The sequence below is a fragment of the Selenomonas sp. GACV-9 genome, assembly GCA_900116485.1.
GTDB lineage: Bacteria > Bacillota > Negativicutes > Selenomonadales > Selenomonadaceae > Selenomonas_A > Selenomonas_A ruminantium_G.
On record FPAX01000001.1, the window covers coordinates 337,248 to 361,065 of the forward strand.

General features: G+C 50.6%; 28 protein-coding genes and 3 pseudogenes. 9 read left to right on the top strand and 22 right to left on the bottom strand.

The window, feature by feature from the left end:
- Window positions 1–3: 3 nt before the first annotated feature.
- Window positions 4–1,029, bottom strand: coding sequence for an aldo/keto reductase (locus BM322_RS01530; RefSeq protein WP_075428139.1), 1,026 nt, complete (start codon window positions 1,027–1,029; stop codon window positions 4–6).
- A gap of 186 nt (window positions 1,030–1,215) precedes the next feature.
- On the opposite strand from BM322_RS01530, the gene BM322_RS01535 reads away from it, so the two are divergent.
- Together BM322_RS01535 and BM322_RS01540 are read left to right on the top strand one after the other, a co-directional pair.
- A complete protein-coding gene (locus BM322_RS01535; RefSeq protein WP_075428140.1) occupies window positions 1,216–1,581 on the top strand; it encodes a hypothetical protein in 366 nt (121 codons plus the stop codon).
- Window positions 1,582–1,728: 147 nt separating this feature from the next.
- Window positions 1,729–2,541 (top strand): tRNA 2-thiocytidine biosynthesis TtcA family protein, encoded by an 813-nt coding sequence (locus BM322_RS01540; protein WP_075428141.1) that lies wholly within the window; start codon window positions 1,729–1,731, stop codon window positions 2,539–2,541.
- Between the two features lie 13 nt (window positions 2,542–2,554).
- Here the strand turns inward: BM322_RS01540 and BM322_RS01545 are convergent, their stop codons facing one another.
- On the bottom strand, window positions 2,555–3,670 hold the full coding sequence (locus BM322_RS01545; protein WP_075428142.1) for a 5-methyltetrahydropteroyltriglutamate--homocysteine S-methyltransferase: 1,116 nt from the start codon (window positions 3,668–3,670) through the stop codon (window positions 2,555–2,557).
- Between the two features lie 158 nt (window positions 3,671–3,828).
- Between BM322_RS01545 and BM322_RS01550 the strand changes: the two genes are divergently transcribed.
- The 5 genes from BM322_RS01550 to nadE all read left to right on the top strand — a co-directional run bounded on the left by BM322_RS01550 (window position 3,829) and on the right by nadE (window position 8,280).
- A complete protein-coding gene (locus BM322_RS01550; protein ID WP_075428143.1) occupies window positions 3,829–4,731 on the top strand; it encodes a LysR family transcriptional regulator in 903 nt (300 codons plus the stop codon).
- 129 nt (window positions 4,732–4,860) lie between these two features.
- A complete protein-coding gene (locus tag BM322_RS01555) occupies window positions 4,861–5,652 on the top strand; it encodes an NUDIX domain-containing protein (protein ID WP_075428144.1) in 792 nt (263 codons plus the stop codon).
- 15 nt (window positions 5,653–5,667) lie between these two features.
- On the top strand, window positions 5,668–6,225 hold the full coding sequence (locus BM322_RS01560; RefSeq protein WP_075428145.1) for a cysteine hydrolase family protein: 558 nt from the start codon (window positions 5,668–5,670) through the stop codon (window positions 6,223–6,225).
- Window positions 6,226–6,264: 39 nt separating this feature from the next.
- Window positions 6,265–7,482 (top strand): nicotinate phosphoribosyltransferase, encoded by a 1,218-nt coding sequence (gene pncB / locus BM322_RS01565; protein WP_082334274.1) that lies wholly within the window; start codon window positions 6,265–6,267, stop codon window positions 7,480–7,482.
- Window positions 7,483–7,497: 15 nt separating this feature from the next.
- Window positions 7,498–8,280, top strand: a complete 783-nt coding sequence (gene nadE, locus BM322_RS01570; protein ID WP_075428147.1) for an NAD(+) synthase — start codon at window positions 7,498–7,500, stop codon at window positions 8,278–8,280.
- 305 nt (window positions 8,281–8,585) lie between these two features.
- On the opposite strand, the gene BM322_RS01575 is transcribed toward nadE, so the two are convergent.
- Entirely contained in the window at window positions 8,586–9,077 is a 492-nt protein-coding gene (locus BM322_RS01575; RefSeq protein WP_075428148.1) for a hypothetical protein, read from the bottom strand.
- 157 nt (window positions 9,078–9,234) lie between these two features.
- Between BM322_RS01575 and BM322_RS01580 the strand changes: the two genes are divergently transcribed.
- Window positions 9,235–9,807, top strand: a complete 573-nt coding sequence (locus BM322_RS01580; protein WP_075428149.1) for a carbonic anhydrase — start codon at window positions 9,235–9,237, stop codon at window positions 9,805–9,807.
- A 121-nt stretch (window positions 9,808–9,928) separates the two neighbouring features.
- On the opposite strand, the pseudogene BM322_RS13480 reads toward BM322_RS01580, so the two are convergent.
- From BM322_RS13480 to tnpB, 3 genes and pseudogenes are all read right to left on the bottom strand, one after another.
- Window positions 9,929–10,114 (bottom strand): annotated as a pseudogene (locus BM322_RS13480) (transposase); the annotation flags it as partial.
- 13 nt (window positions 10,115–10,127) lie between these two features.
- Window positions 10,128–10,301: pseudogene (locus BM322_RS13485) on the bottom strand (transposase); the annotation flags it as partial.
- 27 nt (window positions 10,302–10,328) lie between these two features.
- Window positions 10,329–10,448, bottom strand: a complete 120-nt coding sequence (gene tnpB / locus BM322_RS13840; RefSeq protein ID WP_082334277.1) for an IS66 family insertion sequence element accessory protein TnpB — start codon at window positions 10,446–10,448, stop codon at window positions 10,329–10,331.
- 254 nt (window positions 10,449–10,702) lie between these two features.
- Between tnpB and BM322_RS01600 the strand changes: the two genes are divergently transcribed.
- Window positions 10,703–11,179, top strand: coding sequence for a hypothetical protein (locus tag BM322_RS01600; protein WP_075428151.1), 477 nt, complete (start codon window positions 10,703–10,705; stop codon window positions 11,177–11,179).
- Here the strand turns inward: BM322_RS01600 and BM322_RS13740 are convergent.
- The 16 genes and pseudogenes from BM322_RS13740 to BM322_RS01680 form a co-directional block, all read right to left on the bottom strand.
- A pseudogene (locus BM322_RS13740) lies at window positions 11,177–11,553 on the bottom strand (transposase); the annotation flags it as partial. The gene BM322_RS01600 and the pseudogene BM322_RS13740 sit on opposite strands and share 3 nt — an antisense overlap.
- A gap of 434 nt (window positions 11,554–11,987) precedes the next feature.
- Window positions 11,988–12,719 (bottom strand): 7-carboxy-7-deazaguanine synthase QueE, encoded by a 732-nt coding sequence (locus BM322_RS01610; protein WP_075428153.1) that lies wholly within the window; start codon window positions 12,717–12,719, stop codon window positions 11,988–11,990.
- A gap of 3 nt (window positions 12,720–12,722) precedes the next feature.
- Complete coding sequence (gene queD, locus BM322_RS01615) at window positions 12,723–13,100, bottom strand: 6-carboxytetrahydropterin synthase QueD (RefSeq protein WP_075428154.1); 378 nt, start codon at window positions 13,098–13,100, stop codon at window positions 12,723–12,725.
- A gap of 92 nt (window positions 13,101–13,192) precedes the next feature.
- Window positions 13,193–13,828: a hypothetical protein gene (locus BM322_RS01620; RefSeq protein WP_075428155.1), complete on the bottom strand. Its 636-nt coding sequence runs from the start codon at window positions 13,826–13,828 to the stop codon at window positions 13,193–13,195.
- 155 nt (window positions 13,829–13,983) lie between these two features.
- Window positions 13,984–15,219, bottom strand: coding sequence for a glycosyltransferase family 2 protein (locus BM322_RS01625; protein WP_075428449.1), 1,236 nt, complete (start codon window positions 15,217–15,219; stop codon window positions 13,984–13,986).
- 33 nt (window positions 15,220–15,252) lie between these two features.
- Window positions 15,253–15,963, bottom strand: coding sequence for a CDP-diacylglycerol--serine O-phosphatidyltransferase (pssA, locus tag BM322_RS01630; RefSeq protein WP_075428156.1), 711 nt, complete (start codon window positions 15,961–15,963; stop codon window positions 15,253–15,255).
- Window positions 15,963–16,595, bottom strand: coding sequence for a phosphatidylserine decarboxylase family protein (locus tag BM322_RS01635; RefSeq protein ID WP_075428157.1), 633 nt, complete (start codon window positions 16,593–16,595; stop codon window positions 15,963–15,965). Before BM322_RS01635 ends, pssA begins: the two co-directional genes overlap by 1 nt.
- A 12-nt stretch (window positions 16,596–16,607) precedes the next feature.
- On the bottom strand, window positions 16,608–17,297 hold the full coding sequence (locus BM322_RS01640; RefSeq protein ID WP_075428450.1) for a WecB/TagA/CpsF family glycosyltransferase: 690 nt from the start codon (window positions 17,295–17,297) through the stop codon (window positions 16,608–16,610).
- A gap of 119 nt (window positions 17,298–17,416) precedes the next feature.
- Window positions 17,417–18,121: a hypothetical protein gene (locus BM322_RS01645; protein WP_075428158.1), complete on the bottom strand. Its 705-nt coding sequence runs from the start codon at window positions 18,119–18,121 to the stop codon at window positions 17,417–17,419.
- 1 nt (window position 18,122) lies between these two features.
- Window positions 18,123–19,412, bottom strand: coding sequence for a hypothetical protein (locus tag BM322_RS01650; RefSeq protein ID WP_075428159.1), 1,290 nt, complete (start codon window positions 19,410–19,412; stop codon window positions 18,123–18,125).
- A gap of 10 nt (window positions 19,413–19,422) precedes the next feature.
- Window positions 19,423–20,205 (bottom strand): hypothetical protein, encoded by a 783-nt coding sequence (locus tag BM322_RS01655; protein WP_082334278.1) that lies wholly within the window; start codon window positions 20,203–20,205, stop codon window positions 19,423–19,425.
- A gap of 24 nt (window positions 20,206–20,229) precedes the next feature.
- On the bottom strand, window positions 20,230–20,772 hold the full coding sequence (locus tag BM322_RS01660) for a hypothetical protein (protein WP_075428160.1): 543 nt from the start codon (window positions 20,770–20,772) through the stop codon (window positions 20,230–20,232).
- Window positions 20,773–20,797: 25 nt separating this feature from the next.
- On the bottom strand, window positions 20,798–21,412 hold the full coding sequence (locus BM322_RS01665; RefSeq protein ID WP_143102153.1) for a hypothetical protein: 615 nt from the start codon (window positions 21,410–21,412) through the stop codon (window positions 20,798–20,800).
- On the bottom strand, window positions 21,402–21,953 hold the full coding sequence (locus BM322_RS01670; RefSeq protein ID WP_075428162.1) for a hypothetical protein: 552 nt from the start codon (window positions 21,951–21,953) through the stop codon (window positions 21,402–21,404). Before BM322_RS01670 ends, BM322_RS01665 begins: the two co-directional genes overlap by 11 nt.
- Entirely contained in the window at window positions 21,946–22,986 is a 1,041-nt protein-coding gene (locus tag BM322_RS01675) for a pentapeptide repeat-containing protein (protein ID WP_075428163.1), read from the bottom strand. The genes BM322_RS01670 and BM322_RS01675 overlap by 8 nt, the downstream gene beginning before the upstream one ends.
- Window positions 22,983–23,813 (bottom strand): hypothetical protein, encoded by an 831-nt coding sequence (locus BM322_RS01680; RefSeq protein WP_075428164.1) that lies wholly within the window; start codon window positions 23,811–23,813, stop codon window positions 22,983–22,985. Before BM322_RS01680 ends, BM322_RS01675 begins: the two co-directional genes overlap by 4 nt.
- Window positions 23,814–23,818 lie beyond the last annotated feature (5 nt).

Genomic DNA, 23,818 nt, shown 5'->3' on the forward strand with positions numbered 1-23,818 from the left:
AGCTCAAACCGTTACCTCGCCTGCCAAAACCTTTTTGTAATCCTCATAGTTCTTGCGCAAAAGCTCCGGCGTATTGAGCTCATAGGGACATTTCGTCGTACACTTACGGCAGTTCAAACAGCCTTCGATCTTCTTCATCTCCGCCTGCATCGCGGGGGTCAGCCAGGCCTTCGACGGCGCGCGGCGCAGCATCAGCGACATGCGGGCACACTGGTTGATCATGATGCCCGCCGGACACGGCATGCAGTAGCCGCAGCCACGGCAGAACTCCCCGCTGAGCTCTTTCTGCTCATTTTCGATATAGGCAGCAAGCTCCGCATCCATGGCCGGCGTTTCTTGCATATAGGAAAGCCACTCGCCGAGCTCCTGCTCCCGCTGGATGCCCCAGATGGGCAGGACATTGTCATACTGCGCGATATAGGCCATGGCCGCCTCGGAACGGTTGATAAGGCCGCCGGCAAGACCCTTCATCGCGATGAAGCCGACGTTCTTTTCCTTGCAGAGCTTGACGAGCTTTATTTCCTGCTCGGAGGCCAGATAGCTGAACGGGAACTGCATCGTCTCGTACAGGCCCGACTCCACGCATTCAAATGCCACTTTGATCTTATGCGCGGTCACGCCGATATGACGGATCTTGCCCTGCTGCTTGGCCGCCAGCATCGCCTCGTACATGCCCGAGCCATCGCCGGGGCGCCAGCACTGGTCAGCGCAGTGGAACTGGTAGACATCGATGCAGTCCGTCTGCAGCAGCCGCAGCGACGTCTCAAGATCCTGCCAGAAGCCCTCCGGGGTCTTGGCATGGGTCTTCGTTGCCAGATATACCTTGTCCCACATGCCATGAAATGCCTCACCAAGTTTTTCCTCACTGTCACTATAAGCGCGCGCCGTATCAAAATAGCGCATGCCGCCCTCGTATGCTGCCCGCAAAAGCTCTACGGCCTCCGCCTTCGTCACACGCTGAATCGGCAAAGCACCAAAGCCATTCTGCGGCACTGTGATGCCCGTTGTCCCTAGCGTTACCTGTCTCATGCTCACTGCCTCCCTCATATATACACACAAGCATAGCTCTTACTATCAATTATACCAAGATTCCCTCTCAGCGCCCAAATATTTTTACAAATCTTATGCTCATTATATTGTCTGAACTTTCAATTAATGGTATAATTATATGTAGTAGCCTTTCCTGCATCTGCACCGTGCAAAGGAGGGATCAATATGAGCGGCATCGGTGCAATCAACGGGTCATCCAGTATCTGGAGCCTGGCTGCGTCGGGAATCTCAGCTATCCGGGCAGCAGCAGCAATAACGGATTCATCACAGGAGGCTCCAACCAAACACGACGTACCTGCGGAACGTGAAACTGTGGATAGTGCCACGATTACCAAGCGTATGTCTGATGGAGCTATGGTTGTTTTGACACTTCATGGCGATAATGTGGTAACTTCGCATACCTATTCGCGCACCGGCAAGAACTTGACGCTCACTACGAACTACTCGCCAGGAGAGCAGCGCGAAATCCGCCACTATCAGAACAATATGGACAGCGTTTTAGCTGGCTCTTTTATCAATATCACCGCTTAACACAAGCATCAAGGATTCGATGATGGGCAAATGCAGGAAAACTACACAAAGCCGCTGGCAGCAACATGCCAGCGGCTTTTTTGTATTTATCCCCTTTTTCCGTTATAATAGACCTATTGCATTTCAAAAAGAAAACGAGGTATCCCCATGAACGCAAAACTCCCCCAGGCCTATTTCAGCAAGCTGCTGCGCGCCGTCGTCGAGTTCGATATGATCCAGGATGGCGACCACATCCTCCTGGGCATCTCCGGCGGCAAGGACAGCATCTTCCTCGCCTATGCCATGAAAATCCTGCAGCAGCGCCTGCATAAGAAATTCGCGCTTTCGGCACTGACCATCAATCCGCTGTTCAAGGACAAAGACGGCCAGCCCGCTTTCTTCGACATCAACCGCGCCCGCGCCTTCTTGCAAGAGCTCGGCATCCCCTATGATGTCATCGATGTCGATATCGAAGGCGCCATTGCCGAAACCAACTACAAGAGTCCCTGCTTTACCTGTGCGTTTTTCCGCCGCGGTGCCATGAACCGCTACGCTAGCGAGCACGGCATCAAGAAGATTGCCTATGCCCATCATAACGATGATGCCGTCGAGACCTTCTTCATGGGCCTGCTCTACTCGGGCCAGCTCCACACCTTCACGCCAGTCACCTATCTTGACCGCACCGACGTCACCGTCATCCGCCCACTCATCTACTTCCGCGAGCAGGAAATCATCGACGCCCAGGCGTTCCACGGCTTTGATCCCGTCAAGAATCCCTGCCCCCACGATGGCAAGACCACGCGCCAGACTGTCAAGGAGCTCATCGCCAATCTTGACCAGTCAATCCCTGACTGCTATGACCACCTCGCTGCCGCTATGCGGCAGGGTGCCCTTGGCCAGCTTTGGCCAGCCGCCCAGAGCCGCCGGGAGATGCGCGAGACCTACTACCGCTACATGGGCAACAACATCAAACAGAAATAACCTTCTATCGCCGTCAGTGTCCCCAGACCTGCTCGGCGATTTCTTTTACCAGCGCCAGCTTCGCCCACTGCTCTTCCTCGGTCAGCTTGTTGCCGATCTCGCAGGAGGCAAAGCCGCACTGCGGGCTAAGGTACAGGCGCTCCAGCGGCACGTATTTAGCCGCCTCATGGATGCGGGCAATGACAGCCTCCTTGTCCTCGAGCTGCGGCGTCTTCGTCGTGATGAGACCGAGCACTACCTTCTTGTCCCGCGATACCTTGGCCAGCGGCTCAAACCCACCCGAGCGCTCGTCATCGTACTCTAAGTACAGCGCATCCACGTGTTCCTGGGCAAAGACGTAGTCAGCCACAGGATCATAAGCGCCGCTGGTAAAGTAGGTCGAGTGGTAGTTGCCGCGGCAGATATGCGAGTTGATAACCATGTCCGCAGGTTTTCCCTCAAGGGCCAGATTGTTTACCGTCAGCAGCTTGCCTTTGACCACCTCAAAATCAAGGCCAAGAGCCTCATAGCGCTGCTTAGCCGCGTCACCGACCACTGCGCCCCAAGTGCAGTCATCAAACTGGAGATTGCGGCAGCCAGCCGCATAGAACTGCCCGATGACCTCGCGATAGGCGGCAGCGATATCGGCGATGAGCTCCTCATCAGTCCCATAGACCTTGCGCGTCGTCTCGATATTCTGCGGAATGATGAACTGCTGGTACATCTGTGCCGGCGCCGGAATCGTATACTTGGCCACCGTCTGTTCATCCTCGAACTGCTTGAGGAACCGGAAGTAGCCGACAAAAGGATGAGCCTTGGCCTTGATCTTACCGACCAGCCACGTCTCATCAAGCTCAGCGACCTCACCATTAAACTGGACGCCGCCACCTGCCTTATGGGCGACCCCCTCAAAGCCCCACATGAAATCCAGATGCCAGTAGGCGCGGCGGAACTCGCCGTCGCTGATCACATGGAACCCGGCGGCTTTCTGCTTGGCGACGACGTCGCGCACGGCCTCGTCGGTCACCGCATCAAGCTCCTCCTGGCTGAGCTTTCCCTGCTTGAAAAGCTGGCGCGCTTCCTTGAGCTTCGCGGGGCGCAGGAAACTTCCTACAAAATCATAACGGCACGGAGTATAAATCGTCTGCATACTATCGCATCCTTTCGCGTAATTTCTTGAACTTTGTATCTGCGTCTATGATACTGGCTCCGCGTTTTTCTGTAAAATACATAAAACATACCACTTGCCATAGAAAAAATCTATGGCAAGTGGTATAATAAGCCAACCAAAGATCCAGGAGGTACCCTATGACACTGAAACAACTTCTCTATGCCGTGACCATTGCCGAGACCGGCAACATCACCGAGGCGGCCAAGAAGCTCTTCATTGCCCAGCCCAGCCTGACTGCTGCAATCCAATCTCTTGAGCAGGAGTATGGCATTACGATCTTCTCCCGCTCCAACAAGGGCATCGAGGTCACGCCGGCCGGCGATGAGCTCCTAGGCTACGCCCGTCAGGTCCTTGAGCAAGCCGACCTCATGCACGAACGCTATCTCGGAAAGTCGCCGCTCAAGCAGCATTTCTGCGTCTCGTCGCAGCATTATTCGTTTGCGGTCGAAGCCTTCGTCGAGCTCATACGCCGCTATGATGGCAGCAAATACGAATTCCACATGCGCGAGACGCAGACCTACGACATCATCGATGACGTCGCCCATCGCCGCAGTGAGACAGGCCTTCTCTACCTCAATACCTTCAACCGTTCCATCCTCCTCAAGACGCTAAAGGAAAACAATCTGGCCTTCACCCCGCTCTTTACCGCCAAGCCCCATGTCTTTATCAGCAAGAACAGTCCGCTCGCCCACAAAGCGCAGCTCACGCTTGCCGACCTTGCCCCCTATCCGCGCCTTTCCTATGAGCAGGGCAGCCACAACTCGTTTTATTTCTCCGAAGAGATTCTAAGCACCGAAACCGTCGACAAGGAAATCGTCGTCTGCGACCGCGCCACCCTCTTCAACATGGTGATTGGCCTCAACGGCTATACCATCTGCAGCGGTGTCATCAGCGAAGAACTCAACGGCTCGAACATCATCGCCCGCCCGCTCGCTGTCGATGACTACATGGAAATCGGCTACATCCTGCCAAAAAGCACGCGGCCCTCGCGGCTGACACAAACCTACCTCACCATCTTGAAAGATTTAATCGAAACATAATCGAAAAAGCATTGACCTATATAGTCAATAAGACTATACTATACATAGTCAAACAGACAATAAATTAAAAAGTCACGCAGACTACAACAAAAGGTACGAACCCAGTCTGTCAGGAAATGAGGTGTTTTCATGGATCAGGAACAAACAGCAGCGGAGAAAGCCTTCCTCGACCAATATGACGTGTCAAAATACGAGCGGCCTTCCGTCACAGCCGATGTCATCATCTTCACGATGGATGACGACAACGAGCTCAATATCCTTTTGATCAAACGCGGCAATCATCCCTACAAGGATTATTGGGCCATCCCCGGAGGTTTTCTGGAAACCGGCAGGGAATCGATTGACGAAGCCGCAGCCCGCGAACTCTACGAGGAAACCGGCATAAAGGCCGACGATGGCATCGACCTGCGGCAGCTCATCACGGTCGGCACCCCCGACCGCGACCCGCGTACCCATGTGGTCAGCGTGGTCTACACCGCGCTGGTTCCCAAGGGGCTGCTCCAGCCCAAGGCCGGCGATGACGCCAAAGAAGCAAAACTATTCAAGATACGCAAGGGCTATGACGAAAACGGCGACCTTTCCATCTATTTCGTCGGCGATAAATGCTCGCTCACGATGAAGAACATCGCCTTCGATCATGAAGACCTGATCGTGACGGCGCTAAAGCGCCTGCGCGGGCGGCTGAACTATACCGACGATGCCTTCTCTCTGCTGCAGGACAAAGACCGCTTCGATATCTTAGAGCTGTTGCGCATCCATGAGGCCATCCTGTTCCAGAAGCTCGACAAGCCGAACTTCCGCCGCATGTTCATGCGCGACTACCTTGGCAAACACCGCGTCAAGGAACTTGGCCAATACGCCCAGGAAGGCAAACGCAAGACGACGCTGTACAAGTATTTACCCAGCAATCGTGATATTTGAAAGGACGGAAAGAAAATGAGCACGAAAAAGATTCTGATTGTCGTAGATATGCAGGTTGATTTCATCGATGGCGCCCTTGGCTCCAAGGAAGCTGCCACCATTGTTTCCCCTATATGTCAAAAGATTGAAACGGCCAGACAGAATGGCGACATTCTCATCTTCACGCGTGATACGCATCACGAAGACTACCTGGACACCGAGGAGGGCAAGCACCTGCCTGTTCCCCACTGCCTCAAGGACTCAGCTGGCTGGCAGATTGACAAGCGCTTGCCCATAGCCGAGGGCGATACCATCATCGATAAACCGACGTTTGGCTCGCTTGCCCTTGGCAACCTGCTGCAGCAGAAATATTCTTCCACCGTCGAGTCCATCGAGTTCATCGGTCTCTGCACCGATATCTGCGTGCTCTCCAACGCCGTCATCGCCAAAGCGGCACTGCCGGACGTCCCCATCGTTGTCGATGCAGCCTGCTGCGCAGGTGTCACGCCAGAGTCCCACGATACAGCCCTTGCAGCCATGAAAACCATCCAGGTGAACGTCCTTCACCAGGGACAGGAGCCTTGGCGGAAATAAACCGAAAATAATCCCTATATGATTGAGGAGGAAATAGCCATGAAGTTCAACCAGATTATCCATTCCCTACTGGAAACAGACCTCTACAAGTTCAGCATGGGGCAAGCCATCTTCCATCAAGCCAGCGAATACGAAACCACCTGGACCTTCAAATGCCGCAATGAAGACGTGACGTTCACGCCAGAAATGGTCGAGGAAATCAAAGCGCAAATACAAGCCTACTGTAAGCTGCGCTTTACCGAAGACGAGCTTGCCTACCTTGCCAACATCAAATGGCTGCAGAAATCCTACATCAATCACTTGCGTCTCTGGCACCCCGACTTTGCCGCCTTTGACATCAAAGCAGCTGGCGACAAGGGACTCACGATTGAAACCACTGGCACGCTTCTCGATACCTCCATGTACGAGATTCCCACGCTTGCCATCGTGAATGAAGTCTACTACCGTTTCCGCCCCGACTACGAGGCCCTCGTCGCCGATGCCAAGGAGCGCACCCGCAAGAAAGCCGATATGCTGCGGGCCGGAAACTACTGGCTGCCCGTCTTCTCCGAGTTTGGCCTGCGCCGCCGGCTCTGTGCGGAGGCACAGGAGTATGCGATTGAACAATTCGCCAACCTGGATTGCAATGATGTGCTGCGCTCCTACTTTGTCGGCACCTCCAACGTATATCTGGCGAAAAAGTTCGGTGTCAAACCTGTCGGCACGATGGCTCATGAATGGATCATGTGCATGGGCCAGGGCAACCACCTCTATAACCCCGCCTACTCCAACAAAGTCGCCCTTACGGCCTGGGTAAAGGAATACGGTGTCGACAACGGCATTGCGCTAACGGACACCATCACGACGGACTGTTTCCTGCGCGACTTCGATAAGACCTTGGCCACCTTGTTCAGCGGCGTCCGCCACGACTCCGGCGACCCCTTTACCTGGGGCGACAAGCTCATTGACCACTACACGCGGCTCGGCATCGATCCCGCCACCAAGACCTTGCTGTTCTCCGATTCGCTGGACTTTGCCAAAGCCGATAAGATTGCCCGCTATTTCCAGGGCAAGGCCAAGATTGCCTTTGGCATCGGCACCTATATTTCCAACGACACCTACGCCGAGCCATTGAACATCGTCATGAAAGTGACAAAATGCAACGGCCAGGACGTGGCTAAGATTTCCGACACCCCAGGCAAAGGCATGTGCAAGAACCAGGAATACGTCGACTATCTGCAGCGGACGATTGACTGGCGGCTTAAACACAACGACTGATACGAGGTACTCATCATGAAACAGCTTATATCTTATCCAACATTCAATGCCGAAGACGACAAACAGAAGATTATCGTGTTTCTCCAGAACTGGTTTGCCAGCAACGGCCCTAAGGCTAAAGCCGTAGTCGGCATTTCAGGCGGCAAGGATTCCTCCGTGGCGGCGGCCCTGTGCGTGGAAGCGCTCGGAAAAGACCGCGTCGTAGGCGTCCTGATGCCCAACGGCGTCCAGGCAGATATCGACGATGCCCGTTGTCTTGTCGAGCATCTGGGCATCCAGTACCGGATTGTCAATATCGGGACACCATTCAAGGAAATGCTGAAGGCTTTGCAGTACACCGAAGTTGTAAACAACAACAACTTCTATTTCTCCGTCACTGACGCACTGCTGCAGAACCTGGCTCCGCGCCTCCGCATGGCCACCCTCTACGCCGTCGCACAAGGCGTCCCCGACGGCGGACGCGTCATCAACACCTGCAACCGCTCCGAAGACTATGTCGGCTACAGCACCAAATACGGCGACAGCGCCGGCGACGTTGCCCCCTTAGCCGCCTATACCGTGGACGAAGTCCTATCCATCGGCCAGACACTTAACCTGCCGTCCCACCTGCTCCGCAAAGCCCCGTCCGACGGACTCTGCGGCAAAACCGACGAAGACAACCTCGGCTTTACCTACGCCGTCCTGGATAAATACATCAAAACCGGCAGCTGCGAAGACAAAGAAACCAAAGCTAAAATCGACCACCTCCACAATAGCAACAAACATAAGCTAGAACTTATGCCCATGGTCACAAGATAAAATAAAAGCAGAACAGCAACACTCAATCGGGGATAACATGATAAGTCACTTTCCTTGCCTTGAACCAGCAATACTTGGAATTGATGTCTTCTGCCGTCACATTCTCGGCATCTACCAGATAGATAAATCCGCTTTCTCTTCCAGGCGTTCTACATACGCATCATGAAAACCGCCAGAAACAAGCATCAGGTTGCTTCGCCTTCGTCATCCAGCTCTTGATACCGTGCATATACAGTCGATGTATAGTATTCACCATTTCCCTTGTTTATTATTGCGTACATAACATTATCCTTCTCAGCTGGCACTCAGTAATCATCATCGTCATAGGAATCATTCCAACCCGAATCGTCATCGCCGCTGTCATCCGAATCATCATAATCAAGGTCGTAAGCTGCAGCATACTCCGTATCGTCTGCGTCATCGCTTTCCCCTTCATCTTCTGCAAAGCGGAAATCATCCTCGTCATCATATTCCCCATACGCATGAAAGTCTTGATATGTGTTGTAATTATTGGTAGTCTCCTGATGCACATGCTTTTTATCCCCACTGAGCATATGACCGAGTACCGCACCTGCCACCACGCCACCAGCAACATTGCGTAAAGTATGGTCTTTCCCATTGCGCAATACAGTTTGCGATTGAGCTGCAGATACATGTCTCATAGTTACGTCCGTCTGCCTGTGATCGTCTTTAGCAGACAGATCCGGCCGCCCCTCGCGTTTTCCCGTGTCCTGTTTCGGCCGGAACAACAGCCAGCCAATGAATATCCCCACAGCAATCAGTAGCAGCGTCCCCATGAACATTCCCTCCCTCTTGTTCCATTATCTATATTATAAACCTATCCTCTGGCTATAACCAGGTTGACTTGTCAAATTCACGATCCAAGCAGGAATATTGCCGCTTGCAACAGAAATACATACGGAATAAACGGTCAAACATAAGGAGGATAACACTATGTCAGTACTTCAAGACATCCTAGCAGTTAACGCATCATTCTGTGCCCAACCGCCAATGGACTATACCCAGGAGGATTATCAGCAAAGCAAGCTGCCCCAAAAACAGGTAGCAATCATTACCTGCATGGATACCCGTCTGGTCAATTTTCTTGAGCCCGCCTTAGGACTAGCCCGCGGCGATGCTAAAGTAATCAAGAACGCCGGCAACTCCGTGACCGGCGTTTTTGACGGCACCATCCGCAGCCTTATGGTATGCATCTATGAACTAGGCGTCAAAGAAATCCTCGTCATCGGCCACCACGAATGCGGCATGTCCAAGACCACCTCCCAAAGCCTCACCAAGGCCATGCTGTCACGCGGCGTTCCCAAAGAAGCCATCCACATGATTGCCAAAGAGCTCAAAGAGTGGGCCGACGAATTCCAGCATCCCGAACAAAACGTCATCGATACCGTCGAAGCCATCCGGCTAAATCCACTGATTCCCACCGACGTGCCAGTCCATGGACTGATTTTCCATCCACGAACGGGAAAACTAGACGTCGTAATCGAAGGCTATGATTATGCCAAATAGGAGCTCTTTATGGTAATGTTCTTGATTCTATGTTTTATTCTTCTTGTCGGTATATTCACAATACTCGGCTTTACCTGGAAACTTCTCAGGTTCCTTTTCTTCCGACGGCACAGCTAACCTCCGCAGCCCCCTTTTGAGATGCGGAGAATAGCCAGTTTTTCCGGCCAATCTGCAGGTATACGCTCAATCCTTCCTTGTAATTGAGGGCATAGTTCACCGCCTTGCCCAGGGCTGACTTCGGCAAAGTCTTTGGTTTGATTTCTTCCAGCCATGCGAAAAAAGCCTCCAGCTTGTCTTTCTCTAGCCGGCTCGTATTCACCATTGGTGTATGCCCACATGTAAGACTTTGTCTTATTCTTGCGGCCCTTCTCATTCAGGACTTGCACCGGTGTTTCATCGGCATGGATGACCGGATGCCTGAGCAGCAGTTCATGCATCCGGTCTGCTAGTGGCATGAGCCAGTCCTCTGCCGAGCGGATGACCCAGTTGGACAGCCAATTTCATAGTTGATATTTTCTTTCTCAAGCGTAAGAGCATCGATGCGGTTTTGTTTTATCCCAATGCAACCCCTTTATACGGTCTTTTCGTCGGCCGCAAAACAAGAACAGGGATGGTTGATGCGGGTCTAGCTTAAATCTCACGGATTAGCATGCAGGAACACTTCCTTGACACAGCCCAGAGTTCTTAGCAACACTTCTCTGGAAGTGCTTTCTGTAATCTCAAGCATCACCGGCCCTATGGAAAACTTAAAAGGAGAAGGCCTGTCAGATAAAGGGACTGTTGCTGTAACCGAGGTGGCTGACAGGACAGCAAATTGTGGTCAGTTTACCGAGTTGACATGTCAAAGGCAAGGGAAATATAATACAGCTATGAATATTCGATTGGAGGAAAAATGATGAAAACAAAACTGATTTCCCTGCTGACTATTCTAATGCTTACACTTTCCGGCACCTGTCTGGCGGCCGATTGGCAATGGACAAAATCAAATGCCGATGTCGGCTTCTTTTTCGACAAAGAAACCGTCCGTTATGGCATGACCAACGGACAAATCGACAAAGATAAAATCTATGTCTGGCTCCGCGCCGTTCTGGATGATGCGTATGCACAAAAAAAGAACCGCTCTACGAATCATCCGCCTATAAAGACTACGACAAGCAAATACCTATACAATACTCATTACAATACGATCCAACGATTAAAAATATTCGGCTATGCAAAGAGTGGTTCCATCCTTTTCCGGAACGAACAGCAAAAACCACCATTTGAACTAATTCCTGATACACTTATGGATGATACTATGCATGCCGTGAAACAATACGCACATAACCACGATAAAGAAATAACCGAACGAACGCAAAAACATAGTAATTAACAAGCAGGCTGCACTCTTATGCAGCCTGCTTGTTCCAATGACGCGAGTTCGTCGGCGTATTTCTCGGTTAAGTCGTTAAATGGCATTATTAGTACGAATCTTCTTCCAATGTTCTTCAGGGAAGTCCATGTACGTTAATGTTTCAGAAATGCCGTCCAGCAACGCACGACAGAAAAATGTACGCTGCAACGTTGATACTTCGCTTCAGGAAAGACTTCTGTTACAGAATCACACATTGACTGGCACTTGTCTCCAACGATCAAGCGGACTCCCTGTAAGCCGCGATTCCGCAAGGACACTAAAAAATCCTTCCCACTTTCCTTGTCCTCTTTCATACCTTCTGATGCACCAATAACCTCGCGAAATCCATCCTGGAATTCAGTTTTGTTGCTGAATGGCTCTACGACTTGTACCGTGATAGCGGCAAACGTTAATCCTGTCTGAAATCTGGATTCACCAACCAGAAGGAAGACGCAAAAACGCGCCATTGCTCTTGCAGCATGGCGCGTTTTTGTATCGAAGATAATATTTGTATTCTTATTCTACCATTTCCAGCTAATGCTGACAAGTCAGTCCCAGAGGTTGCTTATAAAGGAAAAGAGCCTTCAACCTATTGTCATGAAACAAGGTTAAAAGCCCTAGATACCTTGCATGTTGTGAAACTTTAAAAGTCTCACAACAAGAGATACCTTTGTTTTCCCTCAAAAATCAGCCAATGGCTCGAAGAAGACTTATCGGGGATCCTGACGCCGGACAAGGAACTCCACAAAAAACGCTCCTAAAAGCCCGTGGCCCAGCAGGGCAAAAATCAAATTTGCCCAATCATCTTATGCGTCTGCGGGATTACGCGGACATCCTTCAGCTTAGACAGCGCGTAATTCTGGCAAATCAGAATCTTTTCGGGGCTGGCGGCTTTACAGCCGCCGTATGGTGTCACTGGCTGGATAATGAACAGCGTTTCTGGTGCGATGTCAGCCACGAGATCTATGGCTTGACGGAATTCTTTTTCGGTCGTTTCTTCAGCCACGACCAATTTTATATAGAGATCTTTCACTTTAGCGACGTTGATGAAGCGCTTATGCGCCTCCCACTGCGGTTTGCTGATGATGCTCGGCAGCTTGATGTCCATGCTGATGATGTCAACCACATCGAGGATGTCTGCAAGCTGTTCGTACAAAGTACCGTTCGTTTCGAGGAACACCGGCACCGTTATTTTTTTTGCCAATTCGCGGATAAAGGCGGCATGCAGCAGCGGTTCCCCACCTGTGAAACTCACGGCTTGATGCGGGACTTCCTGGCAGAGGCGATTAATCTCCATTGCCACCTGCTCCACTGAGCGCGGATTCGGCAGTTTTGCAAACTCACGACTGCCTGCGTAGGTCTCGACCTCGCACACGGCATGGCTGCCTGGCGTATTTTCCGTATCGCAGTAGCGGCAATCGAGGTTGCAGCCTTCAAACCGTACAAATACCTGACGGCAGCCCACATATTTTCCCTCGCCCTGAATGGACGAGAAGATTTCAATCAAATTCTCTTTCATGGCTCAATCCTTCGTATAGGTAACACTGGACTTCGGCGACTCGAAGACCGTGATAGCGGCAAGTTCGCTGTCGCGCGTGAAGCACTCATGGCCTGCCAGTTCCTCGAAGATGATGCGAGCAAGGTTCTCAGCCGTCGGATTCACACCATCATTAAAAGGCTCGAGTTCGTTGAGATAACGATGATCGAAGCGCTCGAGAGCCTCATTCAGCGCCTTCTTGATGATCTTGAAGTCAACGAGCATGCCGAGTTCATCGAGCTCACGTCCCTTTACGACGGCCTCGACCACCCAGTTGTGGCCGTGCAAACGCGCACATTTTCCTGGGTAGCCATTGACCATATGGGCCGCCTCAAAAGCGCCTTCTACCTTTAACGTATACATATAAAAACGAATCACTCCTCGTATATCAATTCAAACAATGGTCTATTATACCATCTGCGCTAATAGTTTTCAACGCGGCAAACAACAGCAGCTCAGTCGCCTTCTGCCGCTGCCGCGGCATCCTCTTCACTCCTAGGATGCCCATCCATCGTCGCCTGCTGGCTATCGTCTTTCGGGCCATTGAGGTCATAACGTCGCGCTACATCCTCAGCCTTGGCCCGATAGTAACCTGCCGCCTCCGAGTATTTGATGACCCGCGAGCCGACGACATTCATGATAGCGATTGCCAGAGCAATGCCAATCAGCACACCCACAATACCACCAAAATAGTTGCCGATGATGATGATGATCAGGCATGCCGTAAAGAATACCATCCCATCATTGGCCTCTTCGATGCCGACAAAGAAGCCATGATACTGCTGGCGTGACTCTAACAATTTCTGATTATAGTAGGCATGGACACACCAAGGAATCAGGAAGTCGTTTAACGTATCCAGCGTTTCCGCTCGCGCCGAATGATGAATCATCTTGCCATTAAGCAGCTGGATTGAAAAACAGTTTTCATGGATCTCACAACGCACAAAGATTGACCACTGATCATCGAGGGCAAAACGGCAAACCGGATCATCGCCTGCATAAACGTATTTTCCCGTATCATCGAGCCGCTTGCGATGAATGAAGATGCCTTTATCGTCTTGATAGACTTTCGTCTCTTCATCGTAATACATATTCTTTTTCTCCCTGCTCGTAATAATCGCTCTTCCTCCTTTTATATTCTCTGCCTGACAGGCTCCTTCCTGCCGGGCACTTTTGACAAATCAAACAAAAACAGCAAATTGACCGGTCAAAGCTGACACGTCAATTTGCTGTCTCCTAGCCTATTTTACTGGTCAATCGATTTCGTATTCTTCACGTTGCCGACGATGTCGCTCATGCTCATCGCCCGCGTATGCTGCGTGTGGCTCCACTCATGGTTGTTGCGGTTGAGGAATCCCAGGAAGATGATGGGAATCCACGAATAGATGAAGACCGGATAAAGCAGCATGTAAAGCCAGGACTTCCACTTGGCCCGAATCTTGATGAGGATGATCATCGGCAGGATGTACTGGCCCAGCATGATAGCCGTCATGATCTGCGACGGCATGAAGTTATAGATGTTCGTATAGAACGGCTCGAAGCCCAGCTGCACATAGCTGATGATGACGAAGAACGTCGAGATCATCAGGAAGTGCGGCTGCATGAGGTAGATGCACTCATCCCACATGCGGATGTCTTTGTGCTTCCAGCCAGCCTTGAGCATCTTCGGGATGAAGCGGTTGCCTACATCGAACTGGCCCTGTGCCCAGCGCTTGCGCTGATTCCAGGACTGCTTGAACGTCAGCGGCTTCTCGTCATAGATGATGGCGTCATGCGCCCAGCTCGTCTTGATGCCCTGGGCCATGCACTTCATCGTGAACTCCATATCCTCCGTCAGGCAGGTTGCATTCCAGCCATGCTCCTTGAGGATATCGGAGGAGAAGCACATGCCCGTGCCGCCAAGGCAGGCCGACAGGCCGATGTTGGATTTCGCCAGATGCGAGATGTAACAAATGACCCAGAAGGCGATTGCAAACGTACCTGCGACCCAGGTATCGTACGGATTCTTGGCATCCATATAGCCCTGGATGACCTTATCGCCCTTGCAGAGGCGGTTATTCATCTCCATGAGGAACTGCGGATGCACGAGGTTATCCGCATCGAATACGCAGACCGCGTCGTACTGCTTTTCCATCTTGAACAGACGGTCAAACATCCACTCGAGCGCATAGCCCTTCGACTTCTTCGTCGGATGGGTGCGCTCATGGACGATGGCACCGGCATTGGCGGCAATCTCAGCCGTGTTATCGGTGCAGTTATCAGCAATGACATGGATATCATACATATCCTTCGGATAGTTGAGGCCCTGCAGATTCTCGACCAGCTGCCCGATGACGGCATGCTCGTTATGTGCCGCCACAATCAGCGCGAACGTCTTCTTCGGGGTCTTGATCTTCGTCTCGCCACGCCGCCACATGCCACAGAAACCAATGACAAAGAAGTAGAGCGTGAACAGGAAAATCATGATCTGCATGGGAACCATGATGATATCAAATGGGAAATTAAACAAAAATCATCAGCCTTCCTTTGCAAATAATGCAATCAGCGTATTTAAGATGCCAGCTGCTGCGTAAGTGCAGAACACAGCCACAGCCAGCGCCGGCAAGAGAGCCGCCTTTCCGAACCAGAGGATTGCCGCAAACATGACTGCAGCAAAGACCTTCGTCCCCAAGAAGATTGGCTCGCCGCCATCCCCCTTGAAGTTCGGATAGTGAACATGACTGACCATCAGATAGCCAACAACCGCCATGAGAATCGGGTACGCCACCCCGAAGCCCAGCGGATCGACACCGAGCAGGACAAACAGCAGCGTCGTCATCGCGACGATGTTGCCGCCAGCCGGGATTGCCAGGCCCATGAAGTAGCCGTGGACCACATCGGCATTGACGTTGAAACGGGCCAGACGCCACATGCCGCAAACGGCAAACAGGATGACCACCGCCATGCCGAGCAGACCGTAGTTATGCAGGACAAAGGCCCAGGCCAAAAAGCCCGGCGCAATGCCAAAAGAGCCCAAATCGCAGAGGGAATCCATCTCCTTGCCCATCTCACTCGACACGCCGAAGAAACGTGCCGTGCGGCCATCCAGGCCATCGGCTACCAACGCGAGCAGGATGAAGATCGAGCCCCAGACAAAATCACCACTATACGTAGAAAGAATCGAGCACATGCCAAACACAAGGTTCATAGACGTGCAGAGATTCGGTATAAACCGTCGATAATCCATCAGTCTTTAATCCTCCCGAGAACAGTCTGTCCGCCGGCCACCTTCTGGCCGACCTTGACATTGATTTCTACCTTTTTCGGCATGACAACCTCCAGGCAGGAACCGAACTTGATCATTCCGTACAGCTCGCCCTGCTTGAGGTCATCATCGAGCGTCACATACGACACGATGCGGCGTGCCAAGATGCCGGCAATCTGCTTGACGCTGATGCGGATGCGCTCGTTCTCGATGCCAATGACGTGGTGCTCATTCTCGAAGCCCACCGTATCCTTATAGGCAGGACGGAAACGGCCGCAGAAATACTTCTGCAGCTTGATCTGCCCATTGATGGGGCTGCGGTTCACATGCACGTTGAACACCGACATGAAGATAACGACCTTCGTGCAGGGTTCCTTGACAAACTCATCCGTCTCCAGCTCAACGATATCCGTCACCGTACCATCCGCAGGCGACAGGATTGCCGACTCATCCAGCTCGATATGACGTTTCGGGTTACGGAAAAAATAACAGAAATAAAGCATCAATACGAAGGGAATCACAGCCACATACGGATGCACCGAAAAACCGAGCAAGATAGCGAGTGCTCCGCAGCCAAATATGAACGGATACCCTTCTGATATAATAGGAGTCAAGCTCCCACCTCCTCAAACACGTTTCTTATTTTTTGAAGCATGCACCTTGAGCACAAACTTCGGCAGCGCCATCAGGCGGCCGGCGCGCTTAGGCTGCAAGGCACCGCGGAACAGCCACTCGAGCTTGGCCTTCTGCATCCAGAGCGGCGCACGTTTCATGACGCCTGCCATGACGTCAAGGGTACCACCGACACCAATCGATACAGGAACGCCGAGCTCCTCCTTGTGCTGGTAGAGCCATTTTTCCTGCTTGGGCACACCCAGTGCAGCCAGCAGCAAGTCAGGCTTTGCTGCCTTGATCTCCGCGATGATTTCCGGCTCGTCCTGGGCCGAAAAATAACCATTGCGCACACCGACGATCTCAATCCCCGGATAAAGCTCCTCCGCCTTGGCTTTGGCCTTCTCTGCTACCCCCGGTGCTGAGCCGAAAAAGAAAATACGCTGTTTCTTGCTCGGCGCGATGCGCATGAGCTCCTGCGCCAGATCGAAACCTGCCACACGCTCTGGCATCTCATAGCCCAGATGATGCGCTGCCCAGACTGTACCAGCACCATCTGGAACGACCAACGCCGCATCATTCAAAATGTCTCGCAGCTCCTGATCATGCGTCGCCCGCATAATCATCTCGGCATTGGCCGTCGCGATGAGGACATTCTTCTTTTCGTCCATGTAATCCTGCACCTGCGACACGGCCTGCGCCATCGTGACAGAATCCACATTCACGCCCAATATATCGATCTTGTCGGACACACTCTTCCCTCCAATAAATCAGAAATACTCATTGCATTAGTGTACTACAAAAGGAAAGGAGCGTCAACAGTTCAAAAGAGCGCGATATCATCCTTCATCGTTCCATCGAGACCAAGTATGCCAAAATGTGGCTGCCAGAATACCCGCACCGAAAAGTCAAGGGGCAGGAATAGCTGACAAAAGCTCTGCCAAGCGCGTTCCCGTGCCTGGTCCTCTGGCTCGTCCAGATACGCATAGAGCTCATTAGGCGTAAACCGGCTCTGATAAAGGAGCCCCTTCGGGAACAGGCGATGAAAGGCCTGGCCAAATCCCTGAAGGCTGGAACCGCAGCGAATGGTATGCAGGAGCTCTTCGGCCACCACCAGCTGCTCCTTCTGCGTGAGACTCCCGGTCAAGGCAGCAGCACCTTGACCGAACACACCGCCCAGCAGCTCCTGCCGCAGTTTGCGCACGTAGCATTCCTGCCGCGTGATACCATGATGCAGATCGACTTCACAGAGGATATGCAGCAGACTGTCAAAAGCCTTTTGGATAAACTCTTCCTTATCTTTTTCCAGCAGATAACGCACATCTGGATGGAGCAGGTATTGAAAAATGGCACTGAACCGGTATAGCGCATTGACAGGTACCGGCTCGGGTCCCACCTCGCTGCGATTGAGATAGTCAAAGGACAGCTCATAATACGGACTGCCGTCCTCCGCTGGAACATAGGCCACATCCTCCTTGCGCATTCCCTGCTTTCTTGCCCTCAGGGCTGCATCCCAAATAAAATTCATCTCATACCAGCCTTCCTGCACACGTATACTCCGGGAAATAATGCTGCAAGCTCGTCACGAGAAAGCTGAGCACATCCACGTTCCGATAATCCTGCTGCTTTGCCTGGAAAACAAGTTCCAAGGTATACTCCCGACTGCCCGTGCGAAACTCATAGTCAATGAAAGCCTCCGTCGAATACGTTGCGATCTTGTCTGCCTTCTTCCGCAGCTGTACGTCCTGCAGCTCAAAATCCTCCATGCAGGCAAAGGAACGCAGGAACCGCTCGATTTCGCCCCGCGTCTTGATGCGCTGCCCATAAGATTCAATCAGATTGCGGGCAAAGCTCTGGTTATGGTTATTACCATAGACGCGATACCCGTATTTTTCCCGGCTGGCCACCGGATAGATCCGCAGCATGGGCCAAGCCCCCGACACACGCTGGTCACAGCTAATGATGAACTCGCCATCCTGCCAGCGCAGATTCCGTATCGCGGCATCTGACCGCGCCACCAAATACTGGCTGCCTGCAGGGAGCTGATTGGCATACAGACGATGCTCATACGCAGTCTTATCCATGCATGGTTCCGGATAGCAGCTCGCATTCACTTCCCATGGCTGGATATTCCACAGCGGCACCATATCCTCATGGATGACATCGCGAAACTCCGCATAATCGATAATCACCCGCTGGACGGACATATCCTCCTGCCCTCCCTCCAGCGAAGTAATCCAGACCTCAGCGAACTTATATAGATACGGGGACAGCACACTGCGCCAGGGAAGAGCATTCTGCTGCACGACTGGATAGAGCGCCGCGATCTGCTCCAGATAGCGGCGGCAAGGCCGGAGCTCAAACGTCGCAGCCACCTCCCCGAAGGCGGTCTTCACCGTACCCGAAAACGTATGCCGCTCTCGCACCAGCCGCTGCAGCGTCTCGGTCTCCCCCGCAAAGAACACAGGAAACAGCGCATAGCTTTCCCCCTTCTGCAGATGCCATAAGATATCCGCGGCCGGAATCTCCTTTTTCCGCAAATCATCCGAATCCATCGGATAAAGCTCCTTATCCGTCAAATCATATTTTGTGCGTGGGCAAAGCCCTGTCATGAGATCCGGCATCTCCGCAGGCTTTGGCAGCTCCGCGAGCATCCGCTGCTCCAGCCCATGATACTCCTCATACATATGCTGATACAGCTGCGTGAACATATCCCCGATGATATCCCGGAACAATTCACGATTCTGCAATCCATCGATCTTCATAGCCTGCTGCTCCACGTAGCCAGCCAAATCAAATTCATCAGTAAAAATACCCATCCTGCTCTCCCTAATCTACCAATACTTCCCGGCGGCGGCGACGTTCCCGGCGGCACTCCCTGAGCCCTGCCGGACGGATCTCGTCCAGTACCCGCGAGAGCCCCGCAAAAAGGCTGACATTGTCCCATTCCTGTTCCTCCTGGGCCAGCCGTTGACTGATATAAAATCCAACAGCCTCCGCCGCAAGCACTTGACCGGTCAAAGCTGACAGACAGAATTGACGGTCAAGCTCCGTCAGCGTGAACTTGCCAGCCTCCCGCGCAAAGGCCTGCACGATATCCGGTGACAACGTGCTCTGCCCCCTTGCCGCATACGGAGCATAAATGGTATTGACTGTATCAAACTCCGTAGTGCGATCGAAGAAATCCACATAGTCGACACGCAAAAGGGAGCCCGCCTTGAGCTTGAACCGGCAAAATTCCATCTCATCAGCCGGACACATCATATCATCCGTAAGGACCAGTGATATTTCCCGCGAAATGACACCGACCTTATCGTTTTTCCTGGCATCGCTGAAATGCGCCCGCAGCGCACAATACTCTTCAGTCGGTTCATAGGGAACAGTCAGCGGCTGGTCAACAAATAGCAGCTGACCGCCATGCTTGATAATCCCCGGCTGCACCGTAATGGATGACTTGGTAGTCGTCAAATGGCAGCCACTGACGATCCCATCGCTATAATCCGCCAGCAATAGCGGCAAACTGCTAAACGCCCGATCCCGCACACTGCAGAGCATCGACGCCCGCAGGATATGTAAATTCTCAAACAAAGGAAATTCCTGTTGAATCGTCAAAATCCTTCCCCCTTATATCCATCCTTATTCCTTATCCACGTACTTCATACTCTCGATGCTATCCTTCACATCATCCTTAGCATCTTTATCGCCAGCGTGATAGAAATACGTAAAGACTAGCACCTTCTGTGGTGCCCTGACCGCTACGGCATCAATCTCAAAATCCCTGCCTGCCTTTTCGCCCGTATAATGATACTTCTCCAGCGGGATATCGTGGACAGTGATTTCCTCCTGCGCCTGCAGCTCAGCATTCCTGACCTGATACCTGTCCAAAGTCTTGCCGACCCGTTGGTCGATATCCGTCTCCGCCTGTTGCGACGCATCAACCCCCATGCTATGCAGGTCGATAAACATATTGCCGCATTTTGCCTGTGATACCTGCCATTTCCCATCATCATACGGCAAGCCCTTGAACTGTTCCGGCATCTCTATCTGCAGTTCCTGCCGCGTTGATACTGCAACCTTCTCCGTCTCACCAAACAAACTGATTCCCTCCACCGAAAAATGATCGCCAATCGAGCCGAAGAACATCAATACCGAATGGAGGAAAAAATAAACTGCCATCATACTACATACATCTCCCTTAGCAAAATCACTGCACCATAATCGTCTCAATCGAGTTTTCCACCTTAGCCTTGGCAGCCTCATCCTTACCACGGTACTGATAGACCAGCCACCATGCATCCTGCCCCTCCTGGAATCCTAGCATTTGGACCTCCGTTTCGGTGCCCGTGACCCTGTAGGTGCACTCCAGATTATGCAATGTTTTATCCTGTACCGTCCTGCTGCCTTCCCCCTTTACTTGCATATCCCCCTCTGCCGAAAGCAAGCGTTTGAAGTCCTCCACATGAAAAGCAAGCTTAGCGTCCTTATCCCGCAATTTCGTATGGATAACAATAGCATTGACCCCCTCCCGATCTCCGGCATAAGTATCTACACATGCAAAAGAACCATCTTCATACTTCGTATGTTTAGCCTTTGGCTCCACTGGCAACTCCACAGAGAAAATCTTTCCATCTATCTGTTCCTGCTTGACGGGATACCACAAAGTCGAAAAATCCTCCCTCAACTCATGATGTACCCAGAAAGTAACATTACCACCTTGAAAAGCCACCGCCAAAATCATGATAACAAAACCTATCAAATACAAGAAAAACTTCATAATTGTTATTGCTCCCTTTCTTCTAACATTTTCATCATCCATCATTTAAATTTGCATAATTCATAGTTAAATCCTGACATGAACACGCGATTTCTTTTGCCAGTTTATTTAACTTCCTGTCGCTATAGGAGAACGAAATCGTTCCCCATACCATATGACCTTCCAGTCCTGTCAAAAACATGCAACTATACATACGTTCTAACAATCCATCGCTGATGTACTCAAAATATGCAAGTGGCTGGTAGAAACCTTCAACCACACCTGCTTCATATATATGGACTCCTGCTGCCATTTTCGGCAAAACGAATTTGCAAAGGTCTACTTGCTTTTCTAAGATAGCCGCATCCAATGGATCTTCCGCTTTCAGCATACTAAAAGAGAACTGCCCTGCCTCATCTGCTAACAGCAATTGCCCAGGCTTACTTCCCGGCAGATAGATTTCCCGTACCCTCTCAGGCATAACCGTAAAAGAGTCAGGTAATTGTACCGAAAAATTTTCATCATAGAATTTTCTTTCGCTAAAATGATACTTATGCCCACGAAAAGAAACATCATATCCATCAGCATTTATAGCTAAATCAGACATTGCTACATCCCTCTATTCCTATTTTGTTTAAAACTCCACCATCAAGTTTGCTGTTTATCATTTTTGCATGGGTAAATTCACAATCGATATAATCAACCCCTATCCAATCGCAATCAACAAAATTCAAATCAGAAAAGCTGCAATTCACGAATAACGCAGGATACCTGCCCAGTCTGCCATCAGCCTGCACCGATTGGAAACAACACATATCAAAGGAACAATTGATAAATATTGCTCCGTCCAAGTCTACTTTTCTAAATTCTGTCAAATGAAACCTACAGTTATCAAACACTACATTTTGCAAATCCGTATTTTCAAACTTCCATGGTTCAAACAGGCAGTCTTTGAATTTACTATTCTGTAAGTCAAGTTCGCCAAGCTTTCTTACCCGATACCGTTCATCGGAAAAAAATCGATATCTCAACTCATCATCAGGAAGATTGTCCTGACCAATATATTTCAACAGATTCACTTTAGAGCGCAATCGTCCTATTACTTCCTGTTCACCTTGATACTCACCATATGTTACATAAAATTCACTAGTCAAAAGAATCCCTGTCATAATCTTATCCAGATTAAGCGCTAGCCAAACTTTCAGATATTCGCCTAATACTGCTAAAACTTTTCTGATAGTCGATGGATAATAGCAACGAAACATTACTGGATGAATAACCGAACGAATATATTCTCGCTCATCGCAGATCTGTTTTTCAAAATCCTGCCAAAGATTCATTATCCACAAGCAGCTTAAACTTGCAACAGTCATAATACTTCCTTGCGCATCATATACATAACAGCTCATACTTGCATTACCGCTAAAAATATCCGTATAAAGCATCGTACAATGCAACCGTTCAAGAGGAACGTATTTTGCAATATTGCTAGCATGAACGACCTTATATAACCATCCTATATATTCCTCTTGCATAGCCTGTTGATTTTCTATACAATAATCATTTATATCTATGAGCAATTTTTCTTCTAATGGCAAATATATATTCTTATAAAAATCTTTAATTGTACAATATTTCATTTGTTTTTCTCAGGATCGATTTTACTGCTATTCTCTAAAGCCTTTTTCGCTTCTTCTCTTTGCCGCTGCCGATAGCGCCGGTCATTATACTTATAGTCCAAAACGCCGGTTGCCCCTACTCTAGCTGCTGCTGCCGGTCTACTGTTCCAGATTTTCAAGGATCCTTTACCTGCCCCAACTGCATATTTCCTTCCCGTTCGCACGCCTTTCATCAACATCGGATGTGTCTTGTCCAACCCTGCCAGTAAATTTTTCCCATATTTTACACCTTGCGTTCCGAATGCCCTCGCTCCTTGTGGGACTTTTAAGATTTTTCCACCAGTCTTGAAATTAATCAATCGTGTAATCGCAGCACTTTTATGTGCGACCATCTTTGATGCAGTATCCACCTTTCCTATTGCCCCCGCCAGACGAGTTGTTCGCATTAGTTTCGCTCCTATCCCCATCATCGGAATGATATCTGCTGCAGCCATTAAATAATTCCAATTTCTTTCACTCTCATTGCCTCTTTCAGCAGCCTCTTTTGCCTCATAAAGGTCCATCCCTACCATGCCTACGGAACATATAATTTTTACAGGAGGGAAAGGAACAAACGCTCCCACAAAGAAAACAGCTTTTGCCAACGCTCTAAAATCAGCTTTTGTTTGTTCCGCCTGTAATTCTTCTGATGTTTTCGCACTATTTGCATATAGTGGATGATCATATCCTTCCTGATTTATTATTCCCGCTTGCAATACGATTGCTTTTGACTCAGCACTTATTAACATCTGTGTATCTTGTATTGCAAACTTCACGAATTTATCTGATTTGATCACTACATTTGACATTCTCT